Below are 12113 nucleotides of genomic sequence, written 5' to 3'. Positions count from 1 at the left end.
CAGCGGTGTAACTGGCGCCACATCCGGGGTTGACTTCTCGGCATGAGCAACGAGATCGCCTTGTCCGAGGTCCAGGAGTTCATCGCGGGGTTCTGGTATCACTACGACCAGGGCCATTTCACCGAGGTGGACGCCCGTATCGGCGACGAGATGCACTACCTGAGCCGTTCGGATTCCGGGAACTGCCCGTTCGAGCATCTCCTCGCGGCAGACCTTCACGGCGGTGCGCAGACCCGCGCGTGGCTCATGGAGCACCGCAACGAGAACCCCTACCCGTGCCGCCACCACGCGACCAACATCTTCCGCACCGGTGTCGACGGTGAGGTGACCTCGGTCCGGTTCTATCTTTTCGTCAACCAGGTCACCAACAACGTTCCGTTCGCCGTCTCGAGCGGTGTCGTCGACGCCGGCATCCGCCGCGCGAGCGCCGGCCTCGTATTCACCTCGATGACAGTGGTTCTCGATGCCGAGGATTCCGTGCCGCTCGCGCAGTACACCGCCACCACCTCCGCCAGCACCCTCGCGTGAGCGCACGCGAGACCTTCGGCGGCGGGGTCGCCGTCATCACCGGGGCCGGTGCGGGAATCGGTGCGGGCTTGGCTCGTCAGGCCAGCCGCCTGGGCATGACTGTGGTCCTGGCCGACGTCGATGCCGCAGCCGTGGCGGCGCTGCGCGAGGAACTCACCGCGGCAGGCGGATCAGCGGTCGAGGCGGTCTGCGACGTGCGCGACGCCAACGCGGTCGAAGAGTTGGCCGAGACCGTCTACCGCGATGTCGGCGATGTGCGCCTGCTGGTGAACAACGCCGGTGTCGAACAATTCGGCTACCTGTGGGACACCCCCGTGGCCAACTGGCAGCGCGTCGTCGACATCAATATCAGTGGGGTTTTCCACGGTATTCGGGCGTTCCTACCCCGGATGATGGCCACCGACACGCCCGCGTGGGTATGGAATCTGTCCTCGATCGGCGGCGTCGCAGTCGTTCCGCTGCAGGCGCCCTACATCATGAGTAAGCATGCCGTGCTGGCGCTGACCGAGTGCCTGCACCTCGAGGTCCAGTCCGCCGGGCACGATCACCATGTGCACGTGCAGGCAGTGCTGCCAGGTGCGGTGGTATCCAACATCTTTGAGTCCGCAGGCGGCGTGAACTCCGGTGACGCCGGTGCCGCCGAGGCCCAGCGAACCGCCATGCTGGACATCAAAGCCGAGGCCATGGATCCGATCGCGGCCGCCGAAGTGGTGTTCGAACAGGCCGCCGAAGGCCGGTTCTATCTGCTCACTCAGCCCGACTACGTCGGGTCGGCGATGGCCGAGCGGGCCCGCGTCCTGACCAACCAGGAGACACCCCGGCTACGTACCCAACGCCGATTCGACCCCGCGCAGAACTGACGTGCTCCCCCAACTCGATCCGGACGCCGCAGCGCGCGTCGCCTCTCTCGGTGAGCTGCCGCCGATGCGCATCCGCGGCCTGGCCGCGGTGCGGGCCGGCCTCGAATCCGCGCCGCTGCCCGATATGCCGCCGATGGCGGCCATCGACGATCTGACGGCTCCCGGCCCGGCGGGACCGATCCCGCTGCGAATCTACCGGCCCACCACCGAACAGTCCGCGCCTGTGCTTGTCTACCTGCACGGCGGTGGGCTGGTGATGGGAAGCAATCACTCGTTCGAACCCCTGGCGCGTGCGCTGGCCCACGCCAGCGACGCCGCGGTGGTATCGGTCGACTACCGACTGGCGCCGGAGGCGGCGCCACCGGCCCAGTTCGACGACGCCTACGCTGCTACTGAATGGGTTGCGACGCAGGCCGATTCGCTTGGTGTCGACGCGGGCCGGCTCGCGGTGGTCGGCGACAGCGCGGGCGGATCGCTGGCTGCCGCTGTCGCATTGGCGGCGCGGGATCACGGCGGACCCGACATCGCCGCTCAAGTGCTGCTCTACCCGGGCCTGGACAGAGACATGGGCACGACGTCGATCACCTCGATGCCGGATGCGCCGATGCTGCGCCACGACGACATCCTCTATATGCACGAGTTGGTCGATCAGGGGTCTGGGGTGGCGCGGGATCCCTATCAAATCCCGGCCTATGCACAGGATCTGCGCGATCTGCCGGCAGCCATCGTGGTCACCGGAGAGTGCGATCCGATCCGGGACTGGGGCGAACGGTACGCGTGCCGGCTGCGTGATGCCGGCGTGCAGACGACGCTCACGCGCTACCCGGGCATGTATCACGGCTTCCTGATGCGTTCTGATGCCACCGCGCGGGGCCGTCTGGCGATCGCGGAGATCGGGGCGCTGTTACACGCGAAATTCCGCCATCTCGGCACCGAAAGCGGATCTCCCGATCAACGGACGGTCGTCAGATCGTCCAACTCGACACCCACCACAATCGAACGCCTCACCTTGTGAAGGAGATCCTCATGCTGACTGATGAGCAGCGCCTGGAACTGTCCGACATCCTGCGTCCGGTGGCCCCTCCGCGGGAGCTCACCGATATCTACACCCCTGACCAACGGCGGCGACTGCTCGACGTCGTACACACCGAGGGGCCGTGGAAGCTCATCATTGCTCAGCATTTCGCGTCCGCCGACGAACTGATGGCCACCATGAGTGGCGCATTCCCCGAGGGATTCACACCCTCACTGGACCTGTTCCTCACCCCGACCTTCCGCGGCTATCTGGCCAACTACGGCACTGTGCTGTATCCGGAACTGCACGACTGCTTCTACAACGCCGAGTTCATCGAGCACGCCAAGAGCTACTGGAACGCGCAATACGCCAAGCCGGAGATGATGCTGTTCAACATCAACGGCCCCTGCGCCAACCGCGATCCCGGCCACCTCGACTCCCCCAGCTTCCGCGGCGTACGGCACGAGAACGCCCCCACCTGGCTGTGCAGCGTGATGGGCAAGTCCGGCCTGTTCACCGATTACCTGATCAAGATGGCCCAGGTGATCACGTGGTTCTCCCTCGACGAGGGGTCCGGGTTCACCTACTGGCCGGACGGCCCGCTGAAGGCCCCACAGCGGGTTCTGCCCCCGATCAACAACCGCGGAGTTGTCGTGCAGAACGAGATGATGGTGCACCGCGGTGAGGCCAATGGCCCACTGGATCAACAGGTTCCGGCCGGATTGGCCTTCGACACCGTCTTCGCCGGGGACCCCACCGACCGCGATCAATGGCTGCTGAAGAACGGTGAGGATGTCATCGCCCGCCACCACACCGATGAACTGAGGTTCCTCGTCCACTGGTCGGCCGAGGTGTTCTCCGACTTCGACGAGCTCAAGAAGAACATGGACGGCACCGACGACATCACGATCGAACGCGCGATCGGCATGATGGTCGACGACCTCAAGGACAAGGGCATCACGCTCGATGTGCCGAGCGAGCCGTTGCACGATCCGCAGTTCATCGCGGCCCTCAACTCCGCCTATGACCTCGGCGGACCAACGAGCTACCCAGAAGAAGCACCCATCAGCGCATTCCAATTCGCATAATCAGCGGATGGATTCAGCTTTTCTGGCACAGCTGCGCGACGAACGTGCCATCGAACGGGCATTGGTTCTCTTCGCGCGTGCAATGGACGAACGGGACTGGGCGGCGATGGAGCGCATCCTTTCCGCCGACGCCGAGGGCGATTTCGGCACCGGGCGGGTGACTGGGCGCTCCGCGGTCATCGGCCTCGTCCGCGGTTACCTGGACCACTGCGGACTCACCCAGCACCTGCTCGGCAATGTCGTGATCGATGTTTCGGGTGATGAGGCCACCAGCCGGGCCTACATCCGCGATGTTCACCTGGACTCGACCAACGATCCAGCGACGCGGATGTACACCCTCGGCGACTACCGCGACGCCTGGCGGCGTACGGCCGATGGATCATGGCAGCTGGTCGAACGGGTGAAGGTCAATCGCGGCTTCGTCGGCACCCTTGAGGTGTTCGACGAGAAACCGCGTTGAACTCCCCGTTCCGGTCAGCTCATTTCGACACCGTCACATCCATGAGCGGGATGCGCTGCATGGCAGTCGCGCGCGGATCCGGCGCTGCCGCCGCTGCGGCATGATTTTCTTCACCGCGGGTGTAGGTCCACACACAGAATGGCTCACCCTGCGCGAACGTGAAATCCTTGGGCGGCAGGTTGATCGCCAGTTTGCAGCCCGGGAAGAACGGTGCAGAGATGCGCTGCTCGAAGGTGCAGTTCATCCATGCCCGCGCCGGCGGGTAGAGGCCCTCGTCGGTGTACTTCTGCAGCACCTCACAGCGGCGCATGTTCAGCACCACGTGGTCCGGGTTGTAGACGATGTACTCGCCGCCGTATCCGAGGGTGCCGTCGATACTCAGGACCGCCAACTTGAGGAAGTCCACGACGTGGATGGGCTCGATCTTGAAGACCTTCGCCAGCTTCGGGTACTGGTAGTCGATGATCAGCTGGTACATGTCCGGCAGGCCCAACCAGACTTCTTCTTCGGGGATGATCTTGGTCCACTGGTCGATGAAGTAGTTGTGCCCCTTGAGGTACTGGTCCCAATACGTCTTGATCAGCCGGATCAAGGCCGGCTTGGTCAGGTCCTCGGTCTGCACGTCGAACGGAATAGCCTGGTACTGAGCGTCTTTCCAATCCCAACCCGGAGGGGCGATGAACCGGGCCATCGGCATGACCTGTCGCATCCCGGCTCTGGACACCTCGGCAGCGACGTCCATGGCCGCGTTGATACCGACCTTCTCCGAGTAGATCTTCACGTGCGCGTACGGCATGAAGTTCAAGACGTCTTCGAAGACACGGGCCAATCCGACGAGGAACTCGCGAGAGAAGTCGCCGATGTTGCCGACTTTGCCCATGAAGTCGTGGGTGTAGTCGTCGTAGTTCAGATCATCGGCGGTGGTGTCGGGTTCTGCGGTAGCCGTTGACACTGGATCCTCCTGGGAGCACTCGACTCTGGGTGGTAGTCAGATTCGGCCTCTGTGGCAGAATCTGACAAGGACGATAAAGCTCGGGTCACTCGCGTCACTGCGGGATTCCCGGTCAGCGGGAGACCTGCGGCGCGTGAAGCAAGCGGCCAAGACCGCGGCGATTACGATGAATCAGCTGGTCAGAGAAGGGGGTGACAGCATGGCGGTGACAGCTAAGCCGGCCACACTCACCGAGCGGCGCGCCGAGGAGTTGCGCCTCGAAGTCGCCGTGGCGGCCCGGGACATCTTCCTTGCCGACGGATCCTTTTCGGCGACCGTGGAGCGGATCTGTGAGGTCGTCGGCATCGCGCCTCGGACGTTTCACCGCCACTTCCCTGTCAAGGAAGACGTCATCCTGCCGCTCTTCGGCAAGTTCGGCAGCCTGAGCATTCACGTGCTGGCCGGCGCGGAATCAGGCAGCGACCCCGTCGACGTATTGGTTCGTGCCTTCGGCAGCGAAATCCCCAAGCGCGGTCAATTCGACGTCGACCGTGCGTTTATGGCCTTGGTGCTCAGCGACCAGCAGTATCGACTGCGTTGGCTGGATTGGGGCCAAGACCTCGCCATGCCGATCACCGAGTTCCTCGACAACCGGTTCGACCTCGGCACCGACTCCTTCTCGCGAGAGTTGCCTGCACAGTTGATAATTCAGGCATGCAGGCATGCTTACGTGCACTGGGTCGACGATGGTGATTTCGCCCGCCTGCAATCCGCGCTGCGAATCGCGATCCAGATGATCATTGGGTCGCTCGACGCGAAACAGCGTCAGCCTTAAACCGTGTCAGTCGTCGATCAGAGGGCGGTGTCGAGAACGGGAACCGTGCCCGCCTTCACCGCATCGACGATCGAACGATTGAGGGCCGAGCACGCCAGGAAGAGACCGCCCCTGCCGTTCTCCGCCAATTGCGATGCGCTGCAGCGCTCTTCGCAACGACTCAAAGCCGACGCGGTCCACTGCACACTGGTCTGATTCCAACTACTCTTTCGGACCTCAACACCGGCGGCGCAACGCTCACACGTCACCGGGACCATCGGCGAGTCAGCGAGCCGAATGTCTGGGCGGACCGTCATCATCCCCCCACTGACCCGGATGCCGCCTTTTGGGTGGCCAGGTTGGCCTCCACTTCCTTCATCCACGCCGCGGTGGGTTGAGTGGTGTCGAGCTCGAACTCGAAGCGGTCCACCATATCCGGCGTGACGTCGGCGACGTCGACATAGAACTGCTCGTACCACCGCCGCAGCTGGTACACCGGCCCGTCTTCTTCCACCAGCAAGGGGTTGTCGATCCGGGTCTTGTTACGCCAGATCTCGACATCTTGCTCGAAGCCCATCTTCACGAAGTCGCCGAGACCGATCGCCGTCTGCATGGCCAGGTCGTCGGGCAGCTCGGGCGACTTCTTGACGATGATCCCGTATTGCAGGACAAAGGAATTCGCGTCGATCGGATAGTGGCAGTTGATCAGAACCGTATGGTGGTCGACATCGGTGTAGTGATAGGTCAGATCGTCGATCATGAATGACGGCCCGTGGTAGGACGCGACCGATGTCGTTCCCAACATCTGGGTTTCACCGGGCTCGCCGATATCGGGCCGGCCGCCACTGTTCATGTACTGCGTTGCGACGTGGCCTTCGAAGATGTTCTTGAAATGGGTGGGCAGCGATCCGTGGATGTAGAAGAAGTGCGCCATGTCCACGACGTTGTCGATGATCTCCCGGCAGTTCGTGTTCACCACGGTGGTGTACCAATGCCAGTCGGTCCAGTCGTCGCTACCGGCGCCCTCGATGCGGGGAATCGTCACATCTGCCGGCGGCGCTTTGCGCTCCGGGTCATTCCAGACGAACAGCATGCCGTCCTGCTGCAAGGTGGGCCATGAGGCCGTGCGCGCCAGCCGGGGCGTGCGCTTGCTGTAGGGCACCGACTTGCACCGGCCGTCGCCTCCCCAGCGCCAGTCGTGGAAGGGGCAGGCGATCTCGTTGCCCTTCACCGTTCCCTGGGACAGATCACCACCCATGTGCCGGCAATAGCCGTCGAGCACGTTGATGGCGCCGTCCTGGCTGCAGAACACCACGAGCTTCTGGCCGAACGCGTTGATCTGGTGCGGCTTGCCATCGGCGAAATCCCGGATCAGACCCAGGCAGTGCCATCCCCGGGCAAAGCGGGTGGGGACCGATCCGGCCTCGATCACGCGAATTTCGTCGGCCTCGGCATGCGTCATCTTGCGTCCGTCCTTCATGGATCCGCGGGCTGATGTCACCATTCAACCTCGCAGAAACGCCGTGCGAAGGGGCGCGTTCCGCTCAAAGGGAGGCGGGATTCAGATTCTCCGGTCGCAGACCTATCGTCGACAATTGTGATCTCCACCAGCCACAACACCATTCCCGCCGGCCTGACCGTCGCCGATGCCGAAGTGGATCTCCTCGTCGTCGGTTCCGGTACCGGGCTCGCGGCCGCTTTGACCGCCCGGGAGCGGGGGTTGTCTGTTCTCGTCGTGGAGAAGTCGTCGCACGTCGGTGGCTCCACCGCGCGGTCCGGCGGTGCGTTGTGGCTGCCCGCCAGCCCAGTGATCGCGGAATGCGGCGGCGTGGACACCGCGGCCCGAGCACAGACCTATCTTGATTCCGTCGTCGCAGGCTCGGCACCCCGGGAGCGTTCAGCGGCGTATGTCGACCATCTCCCGGCGACGGTCGACATGTTGCGCCGCACGACTCCGATGAAGTTGTTCTGGGCCAAGGAATACTCCGACTATCACCCGGAGGCGCCCGGCGGATCCGCTGCCGGGCGGACCTGCGAATGCCGCCCGCTCGACACCGCGATCCTCGGCGAGTACCTCCCGGACCTTCGCCCCGGCATCATGGAGTCCGGCATTCCGATGCCGACCACCGGTGCGGATTACCGCTGGATGAATCTTGTGAGCCGAGTGCCCCGAAAAGGGTTGCCCACCATCGTCAAACGATTGGCCCAGGGGCTGGGCGGTCTGGCGCTCGGCAGGCGCTACGCCGCCGGGGGTCAGGCACTGGCCGCCGGGCTGTTTGCCGGCGCCATCCGTGCCGAGATCCCGATCTGGCTCAACACCACCCTTGCCGAACTCCTCGTCGACGGTGGCCGGGTCACCGGTGCGATCGTCGAGCACGCCGGCACGGCCGTCACTGTCACGGCGCGACGCGGTGTGGTGCTCGCCGCCGGCGGCTTCGACCATCGGATGGACATGCGGCGCAAGTTCCAGTCCGAGGCGCTGGGAAGCAATGCGAGCCTCGGCGCGGACACCAACACCGGTGATGCGATCCGCATCGGCCAAGACATCGGCGCAGACATCGCATTGATGGATCAAGCGTGGTGGTTCCCCGCGGTGGCGCCGTTGCCCGGCGGGGCGCCGGCGGTGATGCTGGCCGAGCGGTCGCTGCCCGGCTCGTTCATCGTCGACCAGAACGGCCGCCGGTTCGCCAACGAGTCAGCCGATTACATGAGCTTCGGCCAGCGCATCCTGCAGCTGGAATCCGCTGGAACGCCGGTGGAGAGCATGTGGATCGTCTTCGACCAGCAGTACCGCAACAGCTATGTCTTTGCCGCCGAGCTGTTTCCGCGGATGGCCATCCCCCGCGCCTGGTACGACGCCGGAATCGCCGTGCGAGCAGACGACTTCGCCGCGCTGGCGCACCAGATGGGCGTTCCCGCAGACAGCTTCGGCGCGACGGTTGACCGCTTCAACGAAGATGCGTTCGCCGGTGAGGACCCCGAGTTCGGTCGGGGCCGAAGCGCCTATGACCGGTATTACGGTGATCCGACGATCACGCCCAACCCCAACCTGCGGCCGTTGATCAAGGGACCGTTCTACGCGGTGAAGATGGTGCTCAGCGACCTGGGTACCTGCGGCGGGTTGCGTGCCGACGAGCGGGCCCGGGTGCTTCGCGAGGACGGCACCGTCATCGACGGGCTGTACGCGATCGGCAACACCGCGGCCAACGCATTCGGGGACACCTATCCCGGCGCCGGCGCGACCATCGCGCAGGGGCTGGTGTACGGCTACATCGCCGCACTCGACGCCGCGAAGAGGACCTAGGCGTCCTCGGCGTCGGCTTTCCGCTCGATCTCGTACCAGTAGGACGGATCGGGCCACGGAATCTTGCCGCCCTCACCGACTTTCGGAAAGTTCGCCTCTGCCTCGTCGAGATCCTTCATGAGTTGCATGGTGAGTTCCCGTTCGGATGCGTAGTACCGGTCGGCCCAGTCCAGTGCGATCTTGGCGTACGCCCAGGAGGGATCCGCGGCGGCCCATCGCGCTTCCTTGGCGGCGTCACGCTGCATCCTGTCGATGTAGGCGATGTGCTCCTGCAGCATCTGTTTGAGCGACGCCGGATCGCTCAGGTGCCCCAACGTCACCCTCAGGATCGCCGGATGCTTCAGTGTCGGCGGCTCGACCGGAGACTCCCTGGCCCAGCGGGTCACCGCGTCCATCCCGCGCGGGGTGATCCTGTAGAGACGACGGTTGCGGGTACCTGCGCCGTCCGCCCGCGAGGTGAGCAAGCCCATCTTCTCGAGCTTCTTGAGCTCCGAATAGATCTGGCTGAACGCCGGGCTGCCGTAGTAGTAGCGCATGCTCCAGTCGATCCATTTCCGGATGTCGTAACCCGACAGTTCCGTCTCGTACGACAGCATCCCGAGCAATGCCCAGCCGGTCGCGGACAGCGACGGCATGGCGCCAGACTCGGGTTCGGTCATCCGCTCAGGGTATCAACCCAGGTCACAGGTTTGCCCATCCCGACCGCTGGCCGGGATGCCGCATTGCGCAGCGCCCCCGCCGGCCGAAAGATGATCGGGATGTCCGCACCGCACGACGATGACGCGGTACAGGCGCTGTATGCGTCGCTGACGAACTCCGTGCGCCGGCTCGTCGATGTAACCATCCGCAGCCAAGCTGATCTCGACGGCATCGCGTCGGCGAAGGCCAAGATCGACGCCGCGGCGGACGAACTCGGCAGCAGCATGATTCCGGGATCGTTCGGCGTCCAACTGGACCCGTCCGGGAGCCCACGGGCGTGGGGCAACGCGGTCATCGGACTGCGCAACGCGTTGGCGCCGCCGCTCGTGGTACACCGGGAATCCGATGGCAGCGTGTGGGCAGAGGTGACGCTGGGGGCGGCCTACGAAGGACCACCCGGGCACGTGCACGGCGGCATCTGCGCCTTGCTGCTCGATCACGTGCTCGGGGCAACCGCGCACAAACCCGGCAGACCGGCCTTCACCGGAACACTCACGCTGCGCTACGAGTCGGGCACCCGGCTGGGACCTGTGCGCGCGGAGGCTCACGTCGACCGGATCGCGGGTGTGAAGACCTTTTCGGTCGGCCACCTGTCGACCTCCGACGGAGTCACGGTGCGTGCGGAAGGGGTGTTCATCCACCCGCGCACGACCTGACCGGTTCGGCAGCCGCTGCTGGACACCACGGCAGCACGCTGATAGGACAGGCAGATGCCGCTCGCTCGAACCGCCGATCTCATCGCCACCGCATACCGCGCGGGTACCGGAGTGCTCGCCTGCAACGTCATCACGCTCGAACACGCCGAGGCCATCGTCACCGGTGCCGAACATGTTGGCAGGCCGGTGATCCTGCAACTCAGTGAGAACGCCGTCAAGTTCCACCACGGCAGGCTTGCGCCGATCGCCGCCGCGGCCGCCGCCGTCGCGGACGCGGCCACCGTCGACGTTGCGGTTCATCTCGACCACGTCGAGGACGAGCGCCTTCTGCATGCCTGCGCCGGTACGGGTGCCTCGTCGGTGATGTTCGACGCATCGGCTCTGGAGTATTCCGCGAACGTCGCCGCCACGAAATCCGCTGCGCAGTGGGCACATCGAGAGAGCCTTTTCCTCGAAGCCGAGCTCGGCGAGGTCGGTGGAAAGGACGGTGCACACGCGCCGGGCGTGCGCACCGATCCCGGCGAAGCGGCCGAATTCGTCGCGGCCACCGGCGTCGATGCCTTGGCCGTCGCGGTGGGAAGCTCCCATGCGATGGCGCAGCGCAGCGCGGCCCTGGATTTCGAGCTCATCAGACGGATCCGAGCCGCAGTGCCGGTTCCCCTTGTGCTGCATGGATCTTCAGGCGTCGCCGACAGCGAACTCCGCAGGGCCGTCGAGGCGGGAATCACCAAGATCAATGTGGGCACGCTGCTCAACGTCCGGTTCACGGCCGCGGTGCGCGACTATCTGGCCGCCGACCCGAACGTCAACGATCCGCGCCGCTATCTCGCGCCCGCACGCGAGGCGATCGCCGTGGCGGTGGCCGCGCTGATCACGACCATCGACGGATAGCCGCACGGACTCAGGCGTCACCCACCTCGACCACATGGACGTGGACCCCTGAGGCACCGATTCGTTCCAGCTGCGCGGGATCGGCGGTCGAATCGGTCACGAGGTGATCGATCTCGTTGAGTGTCACCATCTTTGCGAGAGTGACCTTGCCGATCTTGGAGCCGTCGACGGCGACGATCACCTGTTGGGCGTTGGCGGCCATGGCCATCGCGGTGCGGGCTTCCGCCTCGTCGAAGGTAGTCGGCCCGACCTCCGCTGACATCCCGTCCGCCCCGAGGACCGCAGTGCCGACATTGATCACCTGAAACGCGTGCTCAGACATCGGCCCCACCGCCTCCAACGAGTTCGCCCGCACCAGACCGCCGGTGACGATCACCTTCATGTGCGCGTCGACGGCGCACTCGGCGGCGATGGTCAGGGAGTTCGTCACGATCGTCATCTGCGGACGCCCCTTGAGCGATCGCGCGACTTCACTTGTGGTGACGCCGCCGGTCAACGCCACCGCCTGAGGTCCGGCAGGCACCAGCGCGGCGGCGTGCTGGGCGATCCGCCGTTTGATCGCGATCATCCGGTGATCACGCAGCCGGACCGGAATCTCACTGCCGCTCGGGTCCAGAGCCCTTGCCCCGCCATGCGTTCGGACCAGCAGTCCCTGGTCCTCGAGCTCGCTGAGGTCGCGGCGCAGCGTCGCCGCCGATACCCGCAACTCGTCGCGAAGCGCCTGCGAGTCGACTTCGCCCCGGGCCCGCAGCAGCGAGAGCACCTCACGCATCCGATCGGTGCGTCTGGTCGACATGGCGGTGCCTCCTCCGCTGCGCAGGCCGGTCGAGTCAGCCAAACGATCAGTTTTACTGATCACTTGACGTG

At 65.0% G+C, this 12113-nt stretch carries 14 protein-coding genes; 9 read left to right on the top strand and 5 right to left on the bottom strand.

The window, feature by feature from the left end; genetic code table 11:
- Positions 1 to 42: 42 nt before the first annotated feature.
- From G6N32_RS13250 to G6N32_RS13230, 5 genes are all read left to right on the top strand, one after another.
- Positions 43 to 528 (top strand): polyketide cyclase, encoded by a 486-nt coding sequence (locus tag G6N32_RS13250; protein WP_115319984.1) that lies wholly within the window; start codon positions 43 to 45, stop codon positions 526 to 528.
- Complete coding sequence (locus tag G6N32_RS13245) at positions 525 to 1388, top strand: SDR family NAD(P)-dependent oxidoreductase (RefSeq protein ID WP_115319983.1); 864 nt, start codon at positions 525 to 527, stop codon at positions 1386 to 1388. The genes G6N32_RS13250 and G6N32_RS13245 overlap by 4 nt, the downstream gene beginning before the upstream one ends.
- Before the next feature lie 64 nt (positions 1389 to 1452).
- Positions 1453 to 2403, top strand: coding sequence for an alpha/beta hydrolase (locus G6N32_RS13240; protein WP_115321146.1), 951 nt, complete (start codon positions 1453 to 1455; stop codon positions 2401 to 2403).
- Between the two features lie 11 nt (positions 2404 to 2414).
- Positions 2415 to 3491: a hypothetical protein gene (locus tag G6N32_RS13235; RefSeq protein ID WP_115321147.1), complete on the top strand. Its 1077-nt coding sequence runs from the start codon at positions 2415 to 2417 to the stop codon at positions 3489 to 3491.
- Between the two features lie 7 nt (positions 3492 to 3498).
- On the top strand, positions 3499 to 3951 hold the full coding sequence (locus tag G6N32_RS13230; RefSeq protein ID WP_172507290.1) for a nuclear transport factor 2 family protein: 453 nt from the start codon (positions 3499 to 3501) through the stop codon (positions 3949 to 3951).
- Positions 3952 to 3970: 19 nt separating this feature from the next.
- Here G6N32_RS13230 and G6N32_RS13225 read toward each other — a convergent pair whose 3' ends face one another.
- On the bottom strand, positions 3971 to 4903 hold the full coding sequence (locus G6N32_RS13225) for a hypothetical protein (RefSeq protein WP_232077625.1): 933 nt from the start codon (positions 4901 to 4903) through the stop codon (positions 3971 to 3973).
- Between the two features lie 199 nt (positions 4904 to 5102).
- On the opposite strand from G6N32_RS13225, the gene G6N32_RS13220 reads away from it, so the two are divergent.
- Positions 5103 to 5717 carry a TetR/AcrR family transcriptional regulator gene (locus G6N32_RS13220; RefSeq protein ID WP_232077624.1) on the top strand — a complete coding sequence of 205 codons (615 nt, stop codon included), beginning with the start codon at positions 5103 to 5105 and terminating at the stop codon, positions 5715 to 5717.
- A gap of 17 nt (positions 5718 to 5734) precedes the next feature.
- Here G6N32_RS13220 and G6N32_RS28825 read toward each other — a convergent pair whose 3' ends face one another.
- Together G6N32_RS28825 and G6N32_RS13215 are read right to left on the bottom strand one after the other, a co-directional pair.
- On the bottom strand, positions 5735 to 6013 hold the full coding sequence (locus tag G6N32_RS28825) for a ferredoxin (protein WP_115321142.1): 279 nt from the start codon (positions 6011 to 6013) through the stop codon (positions 5735 to 5737).
- On the bottom strand, positions 6013 to 7158 hold the full coding sequence (locus G6N32_RS13215; protein ID WP_115321141.1) for a 3-ketosteroid-9-alpha-monooxygenase, oxygenase component: 1146 nt from the start codon (positions 7156 to 7158) through the stop codon (positions 6013 to 6015). Before G6N32_RS13215 ends, G6N32_RS28825 begins: the two co-directional genes overlap by 1 nt.
- Positions 7159 to 7293: 135 nt before the next feature.
- Between G6N32_RS13215 and G6N32_RS13210 the strand changes: the two genes are divergently transcribed.
- Positions 7294 to 9000: a 3-ketosteroid-delta-1-dehydrogenase gene (locus G6N32_RS13210; protein WP_410432738.1), complete on the top strand. Its 1707-nt coding sequence runs from the start codon at positions 7294 to 7296 to the stop codon at positions 8998 to 9000.
- Here the strand turns inward: G6N32_RS13210 and G6N32_RS13205 are convergent.
- Entirely contained in the window at positions 8997 to 9659 is a 663-nt protein-coding gene (locus G6N32_RS13205) for a PadR family transcriptional regulator (RefSeq protein ID WP_115319982.1), read from the bottom strand. The two genes, G6N32_RS13210 and G6N32_RS13205, sit on opposite strands and share 4 nt — an antisense overlap.
- A gap of 99 nt (positions 9660 to 9758) precedes the next feature.
- Here G6N32_RS13205 and G6N32_RS13200 point away from each other — a divergent pair, with 99 nt between their 5' ends.
- Positions 9759 to 10355 carry a PaaI family thioesterase gene (locus G6N32_RS13200; protein WP_410432736.1) on the top strand — a complete coding sequence of 199 codons (597 nt, stop codon included), beginning with the start codon at positions 9759 to 9761 and terminating at the stop codon, positions 10353 to 10355.
- 54 nt (positions 10356 to 10409) lie between these two features.
- Positions 10410 to 11246: a class II fructose-bisphosphate aldolase gene (locus G6N32_RS13195; RefSeq protein WP_115319980.1), complete on the top strand. Its 837-nt coding sequence runs from the start codon at positions 10410 to 10412 to the stop codon at positions 11244 to 11246.
- A gap of 10 nt (positions 11247 to 11256) precedes the next feature.
- Here G6N32_RS13195 and G6N32_RS13190 read toward each other — a convergent pair whose 3' ends face one another.
- Positions 11257 to 12042: a DeoR/GlpR family DNA-binding transcription regulator gene (locus G6N32_RS13190; RefSeq protein ID WP_115319979.1), complete on the bottom strand. Its 786-nt coding sequence runs from the start codon at positions 12040 to 12042 to the stop codon at positions 11257 to 11259.
- Positions 12043 to 12113 lie beyond the last annotated feature (71 nt).

This window comes from Mycolicibacterium aichiense, from assembly GCF_010726245.1.
In the GTDB taxonomy this organism is placed as follows: domain Bacteria; phylum Actinomycetota; class Actinomycetes; order Mycobacteriales; family Mycobacteriaceae; genus Mycobacterium; species Mycobacterium aichiense.
Note: the sequence above shows the minus strand (reverse complement) of the source record. Positions and strands in the feature narration are given on the sequence as shown.

What these genes read in the sequence shown, in the direction of transcription:
- G6N32_RS13235 (WP_115321147.1), top strand. Translation starts at nt 2,415, where the DNA reads ATGCTGACTGATGAGCAGCGCCTGGAACTGTCCGACATCCTGCGTCCG.
- G6N32_RS13205 (WP_115319982.1), bottom strand. Translation starts at nt 9,659, where the DNA reads ATGACCGAACCCGAGTCTGGCGCCATGCCGTCGCTGTCCGCGACCGGC.
- G6N32_RS13220 (WP_232077624.1), top strand. Translation starts at nt 5,103, where the DNA reads ATGGCGGTGACAGCTAAGCCGGCCACACTCACCGAGCGGCGCGCCGAG.
- G6N32_RS13195 (WP_115319980.1), top strand. Translation starts at nt 10,410, where the DNA reads ATGCCGCTCGCTCGAACCGCCGATCTCATCGCCACCGCATACCGCGCG.
- G6N32_RS13250 (WP_115319984.1), top strand. Translation starts at nt 43, where the DNA reads ATGAGCAACGAGATCGCCTTGTCCGAGGTCCAGGAGTTCATCGCGGGG.
- G6N32_RS28825 (WP_115321142.1), bottom strand. Translation starts at nt 6,013, where the DNA reads ATGACGGTCCGCCCAGACATTCGGCTCGCTGACTCGCCGATGGTCCCG.
- G6N32_RS13190 (WP_115319979.1), bottom strand. Translation starts at nt 12,042, where the DNA reads ATGTCGACCAGACGCACCGATCGGATGCGTGAGGTGCTCTCGCTGCTG.
- G6N32_RS13240 (WP_115321146.1), top strand. Translation starts at nt 1,453, where the DNA reads ATGCGCATCCGCGGCCTGGCCGCGGTGCGGGCCGGCCTCGAATCCGCG.
- G6N32_RS13200 (WP_410432736.1), top strand. Translation starts at nt 9,759, where the DNA reads ATGTCCGCACCGCACGACGATGACGCGGTACAGGCGCTGTATGCGTCG.
- G6N32_RS13230 (WP_172507290.1), top strand. Translation starts at nt 3,499, where the DNA reads ATGGATTCAGCTTTTCTGGCACAGCTGCGCGACGAACGTGCCATCGAA.
- G6N32_RS13215 (WP_115321141.1), bottom strand. Translation starts at nt 7,158, where the DNA reads ATGACGCATGCCGAGGCCGACGAAATTCGCGTGATCGAGGCCGGATCG.